Source organism: Enterobacter sp. K510 (genome assembly GCF_055804875.1).
Genome location: NZ_JBNRLQ010000004.1, coordinates 36,120 through 54,440 on the forward strand (window position 1 = coordinate 36,120; position 18,321 = coordinate 54,440).

Sequence of the window (18,321 nt, forward strand, 5' to 3'; positions counted from 1 at the left end):
ACCTTTTTTAATGCTCAGAAACTTACAGCACGGCGACGATGGCTTCGCACAGCGGCGCCATATTGTCCGGCGTCATACCCGCCACGTTGACACGGCCTGATGCCACTGCATACACGCCGAATTCCTCACGCAGACGCAGCACCTGCTCTTTGGTCAGGCCGCTGAAGGAGAACATGCCGTTCTGTTTGATGATGAAGCTGAAGTCCTCCTGCGCGCCTTTCTCCTGTAAGGTATTCACAAACAGCAGACGCATACGCTGGATACGCTGACGCATATCCGTCAGCTCCTGCTCCCAGATGGCGCGCAGCGCGTCATTGCTGAGAATAGTCGCCACCACCGAGGCACCGTGTGCCGGTGGGTTAGAGTAGTTGGCGCGGATCACCGACTTCATCTGGCTGAACGCACGATCCACGGTTTCTGCATCCGCACACACCAGCGTACAGGCCCCCACGCGCTCATTGTACAGGCCGAAGTTTTTGGAGTAGGAGCTGGCAACGATCAGTTCCTGATGCAGTGCTGCAAAGGCGCGCAGACCTTCAGCATCTTCTTCCAGCCCACGGGCGAAGCCCTGATAAGCGAAGTCGAACAGCGGCAGCCAGCCTTTTTGCGCGGACAGCTCAGCCAGCTGTTGCCACTGATCCAGCGTCGGATCGATACCCGTTGGGTTATGGCAGCAGCCATGGAACAGCACCACGTCACCGGCCTGGGCTTCGTTCAGGCTGGCCAGCAGGCCGTCGAAGTCCAGGGTGTGGTTGGCAGCGTCATAGTACGCATATTCACGCACTTCCAGACCGGCGGAGTTAAACACGCTCTTATGGTTCGGCCAGCTTGGGTTGCTTACCCAGACGCGTTTTACGTCCGTATTTTTCGCCAGAAAATCCGCCGCCACGCGAAGCGCGCCTGTACCGCCGGGGGTTTGTGCCGTGCGGGCGCGTTTGTCGTTGATGAGGGCATTGCCTTTGCCAAACAGCAGCTCCTGCGTGCAACGGCCAAACTCCGGAATACCGTCAATGCCGAGGTAATTTTTAGTCGTTTCATTTTCCAGCAGATACTGCTCAGCTTTTTTCACGCTGGTCAGCACCGGGGTCTTGCCGGTTTCATCTTTATAGACGCCGATGCCCAGATTAATTTTAGTGGGGCGAGTATCGGCACGAAACAGATCGGCCAGGCCCAGGATTGGGTCGGCAGGGGCAGCGGTGATTTTCTCAAACATGACGAGGTTCCATTGTGGTGTCAAAAAGGGAAAGCCGCTATCAGGTTAACGGCTGATGGAGCAAATGCCAACCGTTTGCGACAAAAAGAAAAAGGAAGTGGGGGTGAAGGGAATAACAGGATTTTAAGCATAAAAAAACAGGGCCGGAGCCCTGTTTAATAAGCATATAACGAGGTGTGTTACGACTTAGAACTGGTAAGTTACACCAACAACAGCCTGGTCGTCGGTACCAACGAAGCTGGTCGGTGCATCTTCGTCGTCCAGCAGGTTGATACGGTAGTCGCCGTATACGTTGAAGTTCTTGTTGAAGTAGTAAGTTGCGCCAACGGTCACGTATTGTGCCAGATCGCGGTCGCCGATGCCCGGCAGGTCTTTACCTTTGGACTGCACGTAAGATACGGACGGACGCAGGCCGAAGTCGAACTGGTACTGTGCAATCATCTCGATGTTCTGAGTTTTGTTAGCAACGTTGTAGCCAGAAGCGATAGAGTCGCCGTCGCCATCCAGGATGGTCATGTTGCGGGTTTCAGCATACACAGCAGCGAGGTATACGTTGTTTGCGTCGTATTTCGCGCCAACAGCCCATGCATCAGCACGGTCGCCTTTGCCATCTTCTTTCTGCGCAACGGTACGGTTAGCAGTGCTGTAAGAGCCGATCACGCCGAAGCCTTCACCGAACTCGTAGCCCAGGGACGCGCCCACGCCGTCGCCGTTGGCTTCGTTCAGGTTGTCACGGTCGTTTTTGCCCTGATATTGCAGGCCAAAGCTCAGACCATCAACCAGACCGAAGAAGTTGCTGTTACGGTAGGTCAGCAGGCCGGTAGAACGGCTGGTCATGTAGTTGTCGGTGTATGCGCCGCCCCAGGTTTCGCCAGAGAAGGACGGAGCCATATCGGTGTAAGACTCAACGTCGTACACGATGCCGTAGTTACGGCCGTAGTCCAGAGAGCCAGCGTCAGCAATTTTGATACCAGCGAATGCCAGACGGGTTACGTTGTCCTGGCTGCCTTCAGCTTTGCTTGCTTTAGCACGATATTCCCACTGGCCGTAACCGGTAACTTGATCGTTAACCTGAGTTTCGCCTTTGAAGCCGATCTGGCCGTAAGAGTTATCTTTGTTAGAAGTGTTGTCGCCAGAAGTGGTGAAGGCGTGCTCGCCAACAACTTTGCCGTACAGATCCAGTTTGTTGCCGTTTTTGTTATAAACTTCTGCAGCGTTAGCTGCACCGGCTACCAGCAGAGCAGGGATAACCACTGCCAGAATATTGCGCTTCATCATTATTTATTACCCTCATTAGGTTTTATGAACACCTGCCACTGCCGCCAATAGATTCCGTCAATAAATATTTACGGAACTATTGATGAGAGTTTGGTGTCTCTCTGTGTCTGAGAGGCATCTTTCCATTCATGTAATCGTTTCGCTAGCGCCAAAGTGCTACAAATGTCTTAAAGCGGTAACGAAAAGAAATAATGTGTAACATTGTGTGAATTTTTCGGAACTTTGTGAACCATCTCTAATTTCCTGACTCTCCGCTGATAAATTCAGCGAATCCATTCCTATATATATGAATTGCTTATATTTAATAGTGCTAATGGCAATTCTTATTTAAGAATCATTCTTATCTCTCTTTTTCTTATAATTGAATTTAGCCGTCCGGATTGCCGGGCGATTTTTATCCACTTGTGCTAATGCTTCAGAAAAACCTAATCCGCAATAATAGAAGGGCTTATTTTTTGTTCAGAAATGTAAAGACGACAGGGATGGTTACAAAAGTGAAGAGAAGAGAGAGGAGTGTTGAGAATACAGACTGAATGTTAACAAAAGTTGACAATGAGTCTTAAAAATAAGGGCCAGATTAGCTGGCCCTGATATTCAGAAACTGGCGTTACGCGGGGTACGCGGGAACGGAATCACGTCACGCACGTTCTGCACGCCGGTCACATAGGCAATCAGACGTTCAAATCCCAGACCGAAACCGGCATGAGGAACGGTGCCGTAGCGACGCAGATCGCGATACCAGCCGTAGTCTTCTTTATTAAGACCCATTTCAGCCATACGCGCATCCAGGACATCCAGACGCTCTTCACGCTGGGAACCACCGATGATTTCACCAATCCCCGGCGCCAGCACGTCCATCGCGGCAACGGTCTTGCCGTCATCGTTAAGACGCATATAGAAGGCCTTGATGTCTTTCGGGTAGTTCTTCACCACCACCGGCGCTTTGAAATGTTTCTCGGCAAGATAACGCTCGTGTTCGGAGGAGAGATCCACGCCCCAGTAAACCGGGTTTTCGAATTTCTCACCGCAGGTTTCCAGAATGCGCACCGCATCGGTGTAATCCACCTGGGCGAAGTCCGCAGAGATGAAACGCTCCAGACGTTCAATGGCGTCTTTGTCCACGCGCTCAGCGAAGAATTTCAGATCGTCCATACGCTCGTCCAGCACGGCTTTGAAGACATACTTCAGCATGGCTTCTGCGAGCGCGGCGTTATCTTCCAGATCGTTAAACGCCACTTCCGGCTCCAGCATCCAGAACTCGGCCAGATGGCGGCTGGTGTTGGAGTTTTCCGCGCGGAAGGTCGGGCCGAAGGTATACACCTTTGACAGAGCGCAGGCGTAAGTTTCCGCGTTAAGCTGGCCGGAAACGGTCAGGAAGGCTTCTTTACCGAAGAAGTCTTTATCGAAATCGATTTTGCCCTGGTCGTTGCGCGGCAGGTTTTCCAGATCCAGCGTCGACACGCGGAACATTTCGCCGGCGCCTTCGGTATCGGAGGCAGTGATCAGCGGCGTCGACACCCAGAAGAAGCCCTGCTCATGGAAGAAACGGTGCAGCGCCTGAGCCAGCGTGTGACGTACGCGGGCTACCGCGCCAATCAGGTTGGTGCGTGGACGCATATGCGCCACTTCACGCAGATACTCAATGCTGTGGCGTTTGGCCGCCATCGGATAGGTATCCGGATCCTCAACCCAGCCGGTAACTTCAACGCTGGTGGCCTGGATTTCAAAGCTCTGGCCCTGGCCCGGCGATGCCACGACGGTACCGGTAACGATCACCGAGCAGCCGGTGGTTAAATGCAGCACTTCGTCATTGTAATTGGGCAGAGAATTATTAATAACGGCCTGTACAGGATCAAAGCAGGAACCGTCATAGACGGCCAGGAAGGAGATGCCAGCTTTTGAATCTCGGCGGGTACGTACCCAACCGCGCACGGTGACCTGCTGGTCAACGGCTACACGGCCCTGGAGTACGTCGGCTACAGGCGCAACGCTCATAATATTCTCTCTGTTAATTGTCTGGAAAAAATAGTCATTTATCCACCCAAAGGGGGGATACCTATGTTACCTGGCATGCGCCATCAGACAAGCAGAATTCGCAGCAACCGGCGAAGAATTAATAAATAAATAAGAAGAAGGGAGCCATTCAGGCTCCCTTTTGCGATTAACTGGCTTTTTTAACCAGCGGTAAATCGAAGGCTTCGCGCAGGGCGCGGACAAAAGCTTTATCATGACAGATGGTTTTTCCGGGGCTGTCCGAGAGTTTGGCGACGGGCTTGCCGTTGCACTCCACCAGCTTGATCACGATATTCAGCGGCTTCACCTGCGGAATATTGCAGGTCAGGCGGGTGCCGATACCAAAGCCTAAATTCACCCGTGAAGAGAAGTGCCGGTACAGATCGACCGCTTTTTTCAAATCCAGATTGTCGGAGAACACCAGCACCTTGCTGTGCGGATCGATACCGAGCTTCTGATAGTGGGCAATGGCTTTTTCACCCCATTCCACCGGATCGCCGGAGTCGTGACGCAGGCCCTGGTAGCGGGTGGCGAATTCCGGACCGAAATCCCGCAAGAAGGCGTCCATGGTGATGCAGTCGGTCAGCGCAATGCCCAGCTGATCCGGGTATTCGGCAAGCCAGGCGGCGAGAGCCGCGCGCTGGCTGGTCGCCAGGTCCGGGCTGATCTGCTGATGCGCCTGGAACCATTCGTGCGCCTGGGTGCCCATTGGCGTCAGCGACAGACGGCGCGCCAGATCGTAATTGCTGGTGCCGGTAAACCACGGCTCCTGGATCAGACGCTCGACAATGGCCTGCTGCACGCTGCGGGAAAAACGACGGCGGGTGCCGAAATCCATCAGCCGGAAACGCGACAGATCCAGATCGGCGGTCAGGTCAGCAAACTCCAGCAGCTTCTCTTCCAGCATCGCCAGCGCCTGCGGCACCCCTGCTTCCGGTGAACGGTAGCTGTGCACCAGCTCGCTAATCACCGCCAGCAGCGGCACTTCCCACAGGATCACTTCCCGCCACGGGCCGCTCAGACGAATATTGAGTTTGCCGTTCTCGTTAATGACTTCCACCTGTTGCGGGTCATAACGGAAATCGCGCAGCCAGTTGAGGTAGTCCGCTTTAAAGAAGGGAAGGCCGGAAAGCCACTGGAATTCATCATCCTGCAAGCGCAAATGTTGCATGGCATTTATCTGCTCGCGGATGGCATCCGCGTAGATGCCCAGCAGATCGTCACCACGGCAGCGGAATTCAGCCACCACCTGCACATCGGCGTAGCGGTGGAAAACAGCCTGTTGCATGTGCAGCTTGTACGCATCGGTATCAAGCAGCGTATGCAGGATCGGGGAAGCAAATTGTGTCATGGCGTGCCGTAGCATCCTCTCACAGGAGCGTTTAGTACATTAAACAACAGGGGAGAATCGCTGGAGTATACCCTGTTTAGCAATTTATTGAACCCCGATCACAACATAAGCGGGCTTTTCAGACGAGCGCAATTCGTGCCACTGTTATAAAAATGTAGCAAACAGGACGTTTCTGTCTGAAAAGATGAAGATTCTGCGTGGCGAGTTGTTCACAACAGGAATAGACTGGAGTCGATACCATACTAAAAGATGCTAAAGGTTTTTTATGACACAACAGCCACAAGCCAAATACCGCCACGACTACCGTGCGCCGGACTACCTGATCAGCGATATTGACTTGACCTTTGACCTGGATGCCGCCAAAACCGTTGTGACCGCCGTAAGCCGCGTGTCTCGTCAGGGCGCGTCCGATGCCCCTTTGCGTCTGAATGGTGAAGATTTAACCCTGGTCTCATTGCACATTAATGATGCGCCCTGGACCGACTACCAGATCGAAGACAATTATCTGGTGATTTCGGCGCTGCCGGACCACTTTACCCTGCGCATCGTCAACGAGATCAGCCCGGCGACCAATACGGCGCTGGAAGGCCTGTACCAGTCCGGCGAAGCGCTCTGTACCCAGTGTGAAGCGGAAGGTTTCCGCCATATCACCTGGTATCTGGATCGCCCGGACGTGCTGGCGCGTTTTACCACCAAAATCATTGCCGATAAAACCACCTACCCGTACCTGCTCTCCAACGGTAACCGTGTGGGCGAGGGGGATCTGGAAAACGGGCGTCACTGGGTGCAGTGGCAGGATCCGTTCCCGAAACCCTGCTACCTGTTTGCGCTGGTGGCGGGGGATTTCGACGTGCTGCGCGATACCTTTACCACCCGCTCAGGCCGCGAAGTAGCGCTGGAGCTGTTCGTCGACCGCGGCAATCTTGACCGCGCGCCATGGGCGATGACCTCGCTGCAAAACTCTATGAAATGGGATGAAACCCGCTTCGGTCTGGAATACGACCTCGACATCTATATGATCGTCGCCGTGGACTTCTTCAACATGGGCGCGATGGAGAATAAAGGCCTGAACGTCTTTAACTCCAAATATGTGCTGGCGCGTACCGACACCGCCACTGATAAAGACTATCTCGATATTGAGCGCGTTATCGGCCACGAATATTTCCATAACTGGACCGGTAACCGCGTCACCTGCCGCGACTGGTTCCAGCTCAGCCTGAAAGAAGGCCTGACGGTGTTCCGCGATCAGGAGTTCAGCTCGGATTTAGGCTCCCGCGCCGTGAACCGTATAAGCAATGTACGCACCATGCGCGGCCTGCAGTTTGCTGAAGATGCAAGTCCGATGGCGCACCCGATCCGCCCGGATAAAGTCATTGAGATGAATAACTTCTACACCCTCACGGTGTATGAAAAAGGGGCGGAAGTGATCCGTATGCTGCATACGCTGCTGGGAGAAGAAAACTTCCAGAAAGGGATGCAGCTTTACTTTGAGCGTCACGATGGCAGCGCGGCCACCTGCGATGATTTTGTGCAGGCGATGGAAGACGCGTCCAACGTGGACCTGTCACACTTCCGCCGCTGGTACAGCCAGTCCGGTACGCCGATTGTCAGCGTGCGCGACGACTATAACCCGGAAACCGAGCAGTACACCCTGACCATCAGCCAGCGCACGCCGCCGACCGCTGAGCAGGACGAAAAGCTGCCGCTGCATATTCCGTTCGATATCGAACTTTATGATAACGACGGCCATGTGATCCCGCTGCAAAAAGACGGTCATGCTGTGCATCACGTGCTGAACGTCACCCAGGCCGAGCAGACCTTTGTCTTTGATAACGTCTATTTCCAGCCGGTGCCGTCGCTGCTGCGTGAATTCTCCGCGCCGGTCAAACTGGAATACAAATGGAGCGATCAACAGCTGACGTTCCTGATGCGCCATGCCCGTAACGATTTCTCCCGCTGGGATGCGGCGCAAAGCCTGCTGGCGACTTACATCCGCCTGAACGTGGCGCGCCAGCAGCAGGGGCAGCCGCTCTCCTTACCGCTGCATGTCGCCGATGCCTTCCGTGCGATCCTGCTGGATGAGCAGATCGATCCGGCGCTGGCCGCCGAGATCCTGACGCTGCCATCCGCCAGTGAAGTGGCCGAACTGTTCGATATTATCGATCCGGTGGCCATCGCTGCGGTACGCGAAGCCCTGACCCGCACCCTGGCGACAGAGCTGGCGGACGAGTGCCTGGCCGTTTATAACGCCAATAAACTCGACGCCTACCGCGTGGAACATGCGGACATCGGCAAGCGCTCTCTGCGTAACACCTGTCTGCGCTACCTGGCGTTTGGCGATGCGCAGCTGGGCGACCGTCTGGTGAGCGAACAGTATCATAACGCCGATAATATGACGGACGTGCTGGCCGCGCTCTCTGCCGCTGTAGCGGCGCAGCTGCCATGCCGCGATGCGCTGATGCAGGACTATGACGACAAGTGGCATCACGACGGTCTGGTGATGGATAAGTGGTTTATTTTGCAGGCCACCAGTCCGGCCGCCAACGTGCTGGATACCGTGCGCAGTCTGCTTAATCACCGCTCGTTCACCCTGTCTAACCCGAACCGCGTGCGTTCGCTGATTGGCGCTTTCGCCAGCAGCAACCCGGCGGCGTTCCATGCGGAAGACGGCAGCGGCTATCAGTTTATGGTGGAGATGCTTACCGAGCTGAACCGTCGTAACCCGCAGGTGGCTTCACGTCTGATTGAGCCGCTGATCCGCCTGCGTCGCTATGATGAAAGCCGTCAGGCGTTAATGCGTATCGCGCTGGAAAAACTGAAAGGGCTGGATAATCTGTCGGGCGATCTGTTCGAGAAGATTGAGAAAGCGCTGGCGTAATCCGGCTGTTGTCACCCTCTCCCGATGGGAGAGGGCAGGGGTGAGGAGCGTATTCCTCACCCTGTCTTTACTGCTCTTACCGGCGTCTCGCCGCGTTTCATCACCCGATCCAGCACTTCTGATTCCAGCTCTGCCAGTCGCACCGAGCTGAGCCTGCGCGGACGCGGGATATCCACCGTCAGATCCAGCCCGATTTTTCCGTCTTCAATCAGCAGGACGCGATCCGCCATCGCCACCGCCTCGCTGACATCGTGAGTCACCAGCAATACGGTAAAGCCCTGGGATTGCCACAGCGATTCAATCAGCGCCTGCATTTCCAGCCGGGTCAGCGCATCCAGCGCGCCCAGCGGTTCGTCCAGCAACAGCAAACCCGGTTTGTGGATCAGCGCCCGCGCCAGCGCCACGCGCTGTTTTTGACCGCCCGAGAGCGCCGCTGGCCACTCGGTCGCGCGATCTTCAAGGCCAACCGCCGCCAGCGACTGACGGGCCGCGTCGCGCCAGTCGCCCTTCAGGCCAAGGCCAACGTTATCAATGACCGATTTCCACGGCAGCAGACGCGCATCCTGGAACATCATTCGCGTGTCGTCCTGAATCTGCGCCAGCGGCGTGGATCCGGCGAGGATTTCGCCGCTTTGCGGTTTTTCCAGCCCGGCCAGCAGGCGTAACAGCGTACTTTTGCCGCCGCCGCTGCGTCCGACCACCGCAACAAACTGCCCGGCAGGAATGTGCAGATCCAGGCCATTGAGAATGGTGTTCTGGCCGTAGCGTTTAGTGACGCCGTTGAGCACCAGCGGCGTACCGCGATTAAGGCGCGCAGTATTCATAGATCACTCCTTCACAGAATAGGCCGGGTTCCAGCGTAACCAGACGCGTTCCAGCAGTTGCGCGCTCAGATCTGCCAGTTTGCCCAGCACGGCATAAAGAATGATGGCGACCACCACCACATCGGTCTGCAAAAACTCACGGGCGTTCATCGCCAGATAACCGATCCCGGCGTTCGCCGAAATGGTTTCCGCCACGATCAGCGTCAGCCACATCAGGCCCAGCGCAAAACGCACACCAACCAGAATCGACGGCAGGGCGCCGGGCAGGATCACATGGGCAAAAAGCGCGAAACCGGACAGCCCGTAACTGCGGGCCATCTCCACCAGACCCCGGTCGATATTGCGGATGCCGTGCCAGGTATTGATATAAATGGGGAACAGCGTCCCGAGGGCGACGAGGAAAATTTTGGCGCTCTCGTCGATACCAAACCACAGGATCACCAGCGGGATCAGCGCCAGATGCGGCACGTTGCGCAGCATCTGCACCGAAGTATCCAGCAGCCTTTCTCCCCAGCGCGACAGGCCGCTGATCAACCCCAGCGTCAGGCCAATCGACCCGCCGATGGAGAAGCCAATCAGCGCCCGCCATGAACTGATAGCCAAATGCTGCCACAGCTCGCCGCTGGCGGAGAGCGACCAGAACGCCTCCACCACGCCCTCCGGCGAGGGAAGAATTCGGGTGGAGAGCCAGCCGGTTGACGAGGCGATCTGCCAGATCACCACCACGGCTACCGGTAAAAACCAGGGCGCGGCGCGCAGCAGCCACTGACGGGACGAGTCGGACATAGCGCCTCCTTAACTCTGTGAAACGTTGCGCGGAATGTAATCATTCGCCACCGCTTCGCCCTGCGCCTGTAACTGGCGTGGCTGCGGTACGGCGGGAATGGCGACATCCAGATGCGGGAACAGCAGTTCGCCCACTTTGTAGGCTTCCTCCAGATGCGGATAGCCGGAGAGGATAAAGCTGTCGATGCCCAGCGCGGCGTATTCATTAATACGCGCCGCCACCGTCGGGCCATCGCCCACCAGCGCCGTACCCGCGCCGCCGCGCACCAGACCGACGCCCGCCCACAGGTTCGGGCTGATTTCCAGATTTTCGCGTCTGCCGTTATGCAGCGCCGCCATGCGCTGTTGACCCACCGAATCCTGACGGGCAAACGCCGCCTGGGCGATGGCGATGGTTTCATCATCCAGATGGGAGATCAGCCGATCCGCCGCCTGCCACGCTTCTTCGTTGGTTTCCCGCACAATCACATGCAGGCGGATACCGAAGCGCACGCTGCGCCCGTGTGCCGCCGCTTTAGCGCGCACCTGCTCGATTTTCTCTTTCACCAGTTCCGGCGGTTCGCCCCAGGTGAGATAAAGATCGACCTGCTCGGCGGCCAGATCCTGCGCCACATCTGACGAGCCACCGAAATAGAGCGGTGGACGGGGCTGCTGCACCGGCGGGAAGAAGAGTTTTGCGCCACGCACATGGATATGCTTGCCGTGATAGTCCACGGTGTCGCCCTCCAGCAGACGCCGCCAGACGTGGGTGAATTCTGCCGAGGCTTCATAGCGTTCGGTGTGATCGAGGAACACGCCATCGGCGGCCAGCTCCTGCGGATCGCTGCCGGTCACCAGATTGAACAGCGCGCGACCGTTGGAAAGGCGATCCAGCGTTGCCGCCTGACGGGCCGCCACGGTCGGGGAGGTCACGCTCGGGCGCAGCGCCACCAGAAACTTCAGTCGCTGGGTCACCGGGATCAGCGATGCGGCCACCAGCCACGCATCTTCACAGGAGCGACCCGTCGGGATCAGCACGCCGCTAAAACCGATGCGGTCAGCCGCCTGGGCGATCTGCTGCAAATAACCATGATCGACCGGGCGGGCGGCATGTTCAGTGCCAAGATAGTGGCCATCGCCGTGGGTCGGTAAAAACCAGAACAGATTCAGGCTCATGATTTAGCTCCTTGAGTAGTGGCCGGATGCCAGATGCGGGTGCGGATATCCACCTGTTTCGGGACAAGGCGGTTCTGATAAAACAGATCGGCGGTCTGCTGTTGCAGGGCGGCCGTGGCGTCGTTGACCGGCGAAATGCGCGTCGGCGGACGGTGGTCAAAATAGGTGGCGATCACCGGCTCAGGCAGCCCCATGGTTTTCGCCAGTAAGCTGATGCTGGCCTCGCGCTGGCTGAGGGTTAACGCATCTGCTTCGCTGAAGGTATCCAGAACGCCCTGAATAAAAGCGCCATTTTTTTCAGCATAGGGACGGGAGGCGAGATAAAACGAACCTGTCTGCTTCAAATCGGTGCCGTCTTTCAGCACCCGCACGCCACCCTGTAACAGGGCTGCGGAATAATAGGGATCCCAGATGGCCCAGGCGTCCACATTGCCCTGCGAAAACGCGGCGCGCGCATCGGCAGGCGTCAGATAGGTTGGCTGTATATCGGTGAATTTCAGTCCTGCCTGTTGCAGGGCGCGCAGCAGCAGGTTGTGAGAACTGGAACCTTTCTGGAACGCCACCTTATGGCCTTTCAGATCGGCGACGGTTTTGATCGGGCTGTTTTCCGGCACGAGGATCACTTCCGCTTTCGGCTTCGGCGGCTCAACGCCGACATACAGCAGATCCGCCCCGGCGGCCTGGGCAAAGATAGGCGGAATATCCCCGGTGCTGCCCAGATCAATACTGCCGATATTCAGGGCTTCGAGCATCTGCGGGCCGGCAGGGAACTCCACCCAGGAGATTTTGGTGTCCGGGTAACGTTTTTCCAGTAGCTGATGATTTTTCGCCAGCACCATGCTGACGCTGCCTTTCTGATAGCCAATGCGCAGCGCGTCCGGGGCCGTTTCCGCCGCCTGCGACCAGGCGGAGAGCGTTAACATGCCGCTGAGCGCCAGCCACTGGGCGCGGGATTTGAAAAGGTTAAACATGGGCGACTCCTTGCGTATCACTGATCGGCGGGGCTTTCGGCTCAAGGCGGTGCAGCGCCTGGGTAAAGGTTTCCAGCGCGCTATCGAGGCGGGCCTGCAGATGCGGGCTGAAGGTGGCTTTATGCTGGTAATCGGCGATCTGGCTATCATCAGCGAATACCCCCTGCAAAATTTCCTGCGCGCTCAGGGCGCTCAGGACCGGTTTCAGGGCGTAATCTACCGCCAGCATATGGGCGATGCTGCCGCCGGTCGCCAGCGGTAACACGACTTTCCCCGCCAGCGCGCGCTCCGGAAGCAGATCAAGCAGCGTTTTTAGCGCGCCGGAAAAGAGGCTTTATAGATGGGCGTGGCGACAATCAGTCCGTCAGCATCCGTTAACTGTTCGTTCAGCGCCAGCAGCGCGGGGCTGTCAAAACGTGCATAGAGCAAATCTTCCGGCTCGAAGTTATGCAGATGCCAGTGGCAGACCTCGATCCCCTGGTCGCTTAAGCTTTCGCGGGCGTATTCCAGCAGGGCGCTGGAGCGCGAGGGGAAACGCGGGCTTCCCGCTAATGTCACTACACGCATACTGACTCCTTATAACCAAATGTTTGCTTTTATCTAACATTGATAACAATTTGCCAGAGTGTTTTTATTCCACTAAATGATTTATCTGAACAAGAATTGCCAAAAACTGGCATAAGAAAAGACGGAGAGGTAAACGTTTGCCCTTTTGCGGGTTTTTTTGCCGCAGGTCAATTCCCTTTCGCCGCGGGATGAAACATAATACGCCCCCGGTTTGCACACCGGGAATCCAGGAGAGTTCATGTACTACCCCTTCGTTCGTAAAGCCCTTTTTCAGCTCGATCCTGAGCGCGCTCATGAAGTGACCTTTCAGCAATTACGCCGGGTGTCCGGTACGCCATTTGAAGCACTGGTGCGCCAGAATGTGCCGGTAAAACCCGTCACCTGCATGGGGCTGACCTTCAAGAATCCGCTTGGCCTGGCGGCGGGTCTTGATAAGAATGGTGAATGTATTGATGCCTTCGGCGCGATGGGATTTGGCGCAATTGAAATCGGCACCGTAACGCCACGTCCGCAACCCGGTAACGATAAACCGCGTATTTTCCGCCTTGTGGAAGCTGAAGGCTTAATCAACCGCATGGGCTTTAATAACCTGGGCGTTGATAACCTGGTGGAGAACGTTAAAAAAGCGCATTTTGACGGTGTGCTGGGTATTAATATCGGCAAAAATAAAGACACGCCGGTGGAGCAGGGGAAGGATGACTACCTGATTTGCATGGAGAAAGTCTATGCTTATGCCGGGTATATCGCGATTAATATTTCCTCGCCTAACACACCTGGTTTGCGTTCACTGCAATATGGCGAAGCGCTGGATGATTTGCTGCTGGCAATCAAGAATAAGCAAAGCGAATTGCAGAATATCCATCACAAATATGTTCCGGTGGCAGTCAAGATTGCTCCCGATCTGAGCGAAGAAGAATTGATCCAGGTGGCTGATAGTTTAGTTCGCCATAATATTGATGGTGTTATTGCCACCAATACTACGCTGGAACGATCGCTGGTGCAGGGCATGAAGCATGGCGATGAAACGGGTGGGTTAAGCGGCCGTCCGTTGCAATTAAAAAGCACAGAAATTATCAGGCGTTTAGCGCTTGAGCTGAATGGCCGTCTGCCAATTATCGGCGTCGGCGGAATCGATTCGGTGATCGCCGCCAGGGAAAAAATGGCAGCCGGCGCAACGCTGGTACAAATCTATTCGGGCTTTATTTTCAAAGGCCCGCCGCTGATTAAAGAAATTGTCACCCATATCTGACGTTTATCCCGCTAAATGACAACCAGGGCTTTATTTCCTGCCCTGGTTGTTTTATATTCCGTCGTTGTTGCTTATTTAAACATTGTGGTCTTTTATTATTTACACAATAAGCGAAGCGGCAAAATGGATAAATAAGCAACAGGACGCTTGCGGACGGGAGAGGAAGATGCGAATTAAACCTGACGATAACTGGCGCTGGTATTTTGATGAAGAGCACGATCGTATGATGCTCGATCTGGCCAATGGCATGTTATTTCGGTCCCGTTTTCCCCGTCGCATGTTAACCCCCGATGCTTTCGCGCCGACCGGTTTTTGCGTGGAAGATGCCGCGCTCTATTTCTCTTTCGAAGAAAAATGCCGCTATCTGGATTTAAGCCGTGAACAGCAGGCGGAGCTGGTGCTGAATGCGCTGGTGGCCATCCGTTTTCTGAAACCGCAAATGCCGAAAAGCTGGCACTTCTTAGCGCATAACGACCGTTGGACGCCGCTGCAGGGCGAAGCCGCCAGCGTCTGGCTGAGCGACACCGCAGAGCAGGTGAATCTGCTGGTGGTCGAACCGGGCGATAACGCCGCGCTCTGTCTGCTGGCGCAGCCGGGTGTAGTGATTGCCGGGCGTACCATGCAGCTTGGCGATGCCATCAAAGTGATGAATGACCGGCTGAAGCCGCAGCCGATTGCCGCCAGCTTCAGCCTCGAACAGGCGGTTTAAGGTTCCAGTTTCAGCGCCGTTCTGGGGATGCAGCTACAGCTCAGAATGGTGCCATCCTCACTGATTGCCGACTGTTTCAGCGCACTGACTTCCCCCTCGACTAAACGGATCCGGCAACAGCCGCAGATACCCGCCCGGCAGGAGTAGGGTACACGGATCCCCTGACTTTCCAGTTGTTCGAGTAATACCTGTTGATTATTACCGGTAAATTGCTGTCCCTGAAAATCAATGCTGACGCCTGAGGGATCCGCTTTATCGACGTTAAGCGTTTCAGCAACGTTTCCTGCACCATAGATTTTTCCCGGCGCGCGGGCCAGCACCGTGACTTCATCGCCGACGCGGATCACGCCGCTGTTGCGGGCGATCAGGTTCTGGCCGAAATCCACATCGCCATTATCCTGTGCGGTACGGAAACTCTGTAAGGTGGCGAGCGGTTCTCCCGACGGATGCTTTTGCCCGCGCTCGGGGCTGACGGTGGTGAATACGCAACGGCTGCAGGGTTTAACCACATCGAAAATCACCTCGCCGATGCGCACCACTTTCCAGCCGTCTTCTTCCCAGGCGGCGGCGCCGCTGATCACCAGGTTGGGCCGGAACTGCTCAATTTGTACGCTGGCGGGGCAGCGCTGCTGGAGATCCCGTAACGAGGCGTCGTTGACCAGCAGATAGGGAAAGCCGTCGGCAAAAGAGAGCGGCACGCTTTCAAAGCGTTTTACCCGGCGCGTTGGCTGCGGGCCAACCCAGCGGAGTTGCACCTCACGGGCGAAAAAACCGCTCAGCCACTGGTTGATGGCCGCAGGCGCAATAAAGGCCGTAAAATGGTTGCCCCAGACTTCAGTGGGTTCTGGTTGCGGGTCAAAATCCGCAAAACGCACCAGCGCACTGCTGCCATCGGGGGCGGTGAGGTGCAGCCCATCGGGTAACAGGGCTGGCGTGAAGCGTACCATCGCGGGAAACTGACGGGCGGTAATGAAGGTGCCGTCGGGTTCAGTGACCATAAATATACGATCGAACGCCAGGCCGCTGCTGTCCGCCAGCGCATGGGTAAGACCGGTGCCGCGCATTGATTTAACCGGATGAATAAAAAGCCGCGATAAGGTTGCCACGCCATCCTCTTCAGAATCTGGAAATAAGCGCTCAACTTTATGACATAGCGTTGAGATTAGCTATAATGCGCAACAATTTTCTAAGTGAATAAGTGACGATATGATTTCTCTGTTTGCCAGTACGGCCCGCGGGCTGGAAGAGCTGTTAAAAACTGAACTGGAAAACCTGGGCGGGCAAAACGTCCAGGTGGTTCAGGGTGGTGTCCATTTTGAGGGGGACACCCGGCTTGTCTACCAGAGCCTGATGTGGAGTCGTCTGGCTTCGCGCATCATGATGCCGATGAGCGAGTGCAAGGTGTACAGCGACCTTGATCTCTATCTCGGGGTGCAGGCGATAGACTGGACGGAGATTTTCAGCCCCGGCGCGACCTTTGCAGTGCACTTCAGCGGCCTGAACGACACCATCCGTAACAGCCAGTACGGCGCGCTCAAGGTCAAAGACGCCATCGTCGACAGCTTCACGCGCAAAAATCTGGAACGCCCGAACGTCGATCGTGAAAAGCCCGATCTGCGTATCAACGTCTGGCTGAATAAAGATACTGCGCATATCGCGTTGGATCTGAGCGGCGAAGGCCTGCACCAGCGCGGCTACCGTGACGGCACCGGCCTTGCGCCCATCAAAGAAAGCCTTGCGGCCGCCATTGTGATGCGATCTGGCTGGCAGCCGGGCACGCCGCTGCTCGATCCAATGTGCGGTTCCGGTACGCTGTTGATCGAAGCGGCGATGTACGCCACCGACCGTGCCCCTGGCCTGCATCGCGGGCACTGGGGATTCGGCGGCTGGGCGCAGCACGACGACGCCATCTGGAAAGAAGTGAAAGCCGAAGCCCAGGTACGCGCCCGTAAAGGCCTGGCGGATTACGGTTCGCGTTTCTATGGTTCCGACAACGACAGCCGCGTGATTGAGCGCGCCCGCAGCAACGCCCGTCGCGCCGGTGTGGCTGATCTGATCGCGTTTGAGGTGAAAGACGTCGCCAAACTCACGAACCCGCTGCCGGAAGGCCCGACCGGGACAATCCTCAGCAACCCGCCATATGGCGAACGTCTGGACAGCGAACCGGCGCTGATCGCGTTGCACAGCATGCTGGGGCGCACTATCAAAAGTCAGTTTGGTGGCTGGAATTTATCCCTGTTCAGCGCTTCGCCGGATCTGCTCAACTGTCTGCAACTGCGTGCTGACCGCCAATTTAAAGCCAAAAACGGCCCGCTGGACTGCGTGCAGAAAAACTATGCTATTGCCGTGACCAGCGCCGATGCGCAGGGCGGCGGCAGCGCGTCGATAGCGGAAGATTACGCTAACCGCCTGCGTAAGAACGTCAAGAAACTGGAAAAATGGGCGCGTCAGGAAGGCATTGAATGCTATCGCCTGTATGACGCCGATTTACCGGAGTACAACGTGGCGGTGGATCGCTACGGCGATTCCGTGGTGGTGCAGGAGTACGCGCCGCCGAAAACCGTGGATCCGCAGAAAGCCCGTCAGCGCCTGTTCGATATTATTTCCGCCACTATCGCGGTGCTGGGTATCGCCCCGAACAAGCTGGTGCTGAAAACCCGTGAGCGGCAGAAAGGCAAAAACCAGTATCAGAAGATGAACGAGAAAGGGGACTTCATGCAGGTGAGCGAATATAACGCGCGCCTGTGGGTCAACCTGACCGATTATCTGGATACCGGCCTGTTCCTCGATCACCGTATCGCCCGTCGCATGTTAGGCCAGATGAGTAAGGGTAAAGATTTCCTTAACCTCTTTGCCTATACCGGCAGCGCCAGCGTGCATGCGGGGCTGGGCGGCGCGAAATCCACCACCACCGTGGATATGTCCCGCACCTACCTGGAGTGGGCCGAGCGCAACCTGCGTCTGAATAATCTCAGCGGCCGCGCGCACCGTCTGATCCAGGCCGACTGTCTGGCCTGGCTGCGCGATACGGATGAGCAGTTTGATCTGATCTTCATCGATCCACCGACATTCTCTAACTCAAAAAGAATGGAAGATGCCTTTGACGTGCAGCGCGATCACCTGCGCCTGATGAAAGATTTGAAACGTCTGCTGCGCAAAGGCGGCACCATTATGTTCTCGAACAACAAACGCGGTTTCCGTATGGATCACGACGGTCTGGCTGAGCTCGGACTGAAAGCACAAGAAATCACGCAAAAAACACAGTCGCAGGATTTCGCCCGTAACCGTCAGATCCACAATTGCTGGCTGATCACCTCAGCCTGAAGG

The 18,321-nt window shown here is 56.1% G+C and carries 13 protein-coding genes and 1 pseudogene; 4 read left to right on the forward strand and 10 right to left on the reverse strand.

Annotated elements, in window-relative coordinates; all coding sequences use genetic code 11:
- Positions 1-22 precede the first annotated feature (22 nt).
- The 4 genes from aspC to pncB form a co-directional block, all read right to left on the reverse strand.
- Positions 23-1,213, reverse strand: coding sequence for an aspartate transaminase (gene aspC, locus ACQUTD_RS07950; RefSeq protein ID WP_318364421.1), 1,191 nt, complete (start codon positions 1,211-1,213; stop codon positions 23-25).
- Between the two features lie 186 nt (positions 1,214-1,399).
- The gene (locus ACQUTD_RS07955; protein ID WP_318373077.1) at positions 1,400-2,491 is read right to left on the reverse strand and encodes a porin; all 1,092 of its coding nucleotides are present in this window, start codon (positions 2,489-2,491) and stop codon (positions 1,400-1,402) included.
- Positions 2,492-3,085: 594 nt separating this feature from the next.
- Positions 3,086-4,486, reverse strand: a complete 1,401-nt coding sequence (asnS, locus tag ACQUTD_RS07960; protein ID WP_072568048.1) for an asparagine--tRNA ligase — start codon at positions 4,484-4,486, stop codon at positions 3,086-3,088.
- A 166-nt stretch (positions 4,487-4,652) separates the two neighbouring features.
- A complete protein-coding gene (pncB, locus tag ACQUTD_RS07965) occupies positions 4,653-5,855 on the reverse strand; it encodes a nicotinate phosphoribosyltransferase (protein ID WP_473274968.1) in 1,203 nt (400 codons plus the stop codon).
- Positions 5,856-6,120: 265 nt separating this feature from the next.
- Here pncB and pepN point away from each other — a divergent pair, with 265 nt between their 5' ends.
- Positions 6,121-8,733 carry an aminopeptidase N gene (gene pepN / locus ACQUTD_RS07970; RefSeq protein WP_321987248.1) on the forward strand — a complete coding sequence of 871 codons (2,613 nt, stop codon included), beginning with the start codon at positions 6,121-6,123 and terminating at the stop codon, positions 8,731-8,733.
- Between the two features lie 56 nt (positions 8,734-8,789).
- Here the strand turns inward: pepN and ssuB are convergent, their stop codons facing one another.
- The 5 genes and pseudogenes from ssuB to ssuE form a co-directional block, all read right to left on the reverse strand.
- Positions 8,790-9,557 (reverse strand): aliphatic sulfonates ABC transporter ATP-binding protein, encoded by a 768-nt coding sequence (ssuB, locus tag ACQUTD_RS07975; protein ID WP_473274966.1) that lies wholly within the window; start codon positions 9,555-9,557, stop codon positions 8,790-8,792.
- A gap of 3 nt (positions 9,558-9,560) precedes the next feature.
- A complete protein-coding gene (ssuC, locus tag ACQUTD_RS07980) occupies positions 9,561-10,343 on the reverse strand; it encodes an aliphatic sulfonate ABC transporter permease SsuC (RefSeq protein WP_318376028.1) in 783 nt (260 codons plus the stop codon).
- A gap of 9 nt (positions 10,344-10,352) precedes the next feature.
- A complete protein-coding gene (ssuD, locus tag ACQUTD_RS07985) occupies positions 10,353-11,498 on the reverse strand; it encodes an FMNH2-dependent alkanesulfonate monooxygenase (RefSeq protein ID WP_318364415.1) in 1,146 nt (381 codons plus the stop codon).
- The gene (locus ACQUTD_RS07990; RefSeq protein WP_072568054.1) at positions 11,495-12,469 is read right to left on the reverse strand and encodes a sulfonate ABC transporter substrate-binding protein; all 975 of its coding nucleotides are present in this window, start codon (positions 12,467-12,469) and stop codon (positions 11,495-11,497) included. The genes ssuD and ACQUTD_RS07990 overlap by 4 nt, the downstream gene beginning before the upstream one ends.
- Positions 12,462-13,036: pseudogene (gene ssuE / locus ACQUTD_RS07995) on the reverse strand (NADPH-dependent FMN reductase). Before ssuE ends, ACQUTD_RS07990 begins: the two are co-directional and overlap by 8 nt.
- Before the next feature lie 238 nt (positions 13,037-13,274).
- Between ssuE and pyrD the strand changes: the two are divergent.
- Entirely contained in the window at positions 13,275-14,285 is a 1,011-nt protein-coding gene (gene pyrD, locus ACQUTD_RS08000) for a quinone-dependent dihydroorotate dehydrogenase (RefSeq protein ID WP_318364413.1), read from the forward strand.
- Positions 14,286-14,451: 166 nt separating this feature from the next.
- Entirely contained in the window at positions 14,452-14,994 is a 543-nt protein-coding gene (gene zapC / locus ACQUTD_RS08005) for a cell division protein ZapC (RefSeq protein WP_072568057.1), read from the forward strand.
- On the opposite strand, the gene ACQUTD_RS08010 is transcribed toward zapC, so the two are convergent.
- Positions 14,991-16,100, reverse strand: coding sequence for an MOSC N-terminal beta barrel domain-containing protein (locus ACQUTD_RS08010; protein ID WP_473274964.1), 1,110 nt, complete (start codon positions 16,098-16,100; stop codon positions 14,991-14,993). The two genes, zapC and ACQUTD_RS08010, sit on opposite strands and share 4 nt — an antisense overlap.
- 100 nt (positions 16,101-16,200) lie before the next feature.
- On the opposite strand from ACQUTD_RS08010, the gene rlmKL reads away from it, so the two are divergent.
- A complete protein-coding gene (gene rlmKL, locus ACQUTD_RS08015; protein ID WP_473274962.1) occupies positions 16,201-18,318 on the forward strand; it encodes a bifunctional 23S rRNA (guanine(2069)-N(7))-methyltransferase RlmK/23S rRNA (guanine(2445)-N(2))-methyltransferase RlmL in 2,118 nt (705 codons plus the stop codon).
- Positions 18,319-18,321: the final 3 nt, after the last annotated feature.

Coding starts and splice junctions, on each gene's coding strand:
- aspC (WP_318364421.1), bottom strand. CDS start 1,213: ATGTTTGAGAAAATCACCGCTGCCCCTGCCGACCCAATCCTGGGCCTG.
- ACQUTD_RS07955 (WP_318373077.1), bottom strand. CDS start 2,491: ATGATGAAGCGCAATATTCTGGCAGTGGTTATCCCTGCTCTGCTGGTA.
- asnS (WP_072568048.1), bottom strand. CDS start 4,486: ATGAGCGTTGCGCCTGTAGCCGACGTACTCCAGGGCCGTGTAGCCGTT.
- pncB (WP_473274968.1), bottom strand. CDS start 5,855: ATGACACAATTTGCTTCCCCGATCCTGCATACGCTGCTTGATACCGAT.
- pepN (WP_321987248.1), top strand. CDS start 6,121: ATGACACAACAGCCACAAGCCAAATACCGCCACGACTACCGTGCGCCG.
- ssuB (WP_473274966.1), bottom strand. CDS start 9,557: ATGAATACTGCGCGCCTTAATCGCGGTACGCCGCTGGTGCTCAACGGC.
- ssuC (WP_318376028.1), bottom strand. CDS start 10,343: ATGTCCGACTCGTCCCGTCAGTGGCTGCTGCGCGCCGCGCCCTGGTTT.
- ssuD (WP_318364415.1), bottom strand. CDS start 11,498: ATGAGCCTGAATCTGTTCTGGTTTTTACCGACCCACGGCGATGGCCAC.
- ACQUTD_RS07990 (WP_072568054.1), bottom strand. CDS start 12,469: ATGTTTAACCTTTTCAAATCCCGCGCCCAGTGGCTGGCGCTCAGCGGC.
- pyrD (WP_318364413.1), top strand. CDS start 13,275: ATGTACTACCCCTTCGTTCGTAAAGCCCTTTTTCAGCTCGATCCTGAG.
- zapC (WP_072568057.1), top strand. CDS start 14,452: ATGCGAATTAAACCTGACGATAACTGGCGCTGGTATTTTGATGAAGAG.
- rlmKL (WP_473274962.1), top strand. CDS start 16,201: ATGATTTCTCTGTTTGCCAGTACGGCCCGCGGGCTGGAAGAGCTGTTA.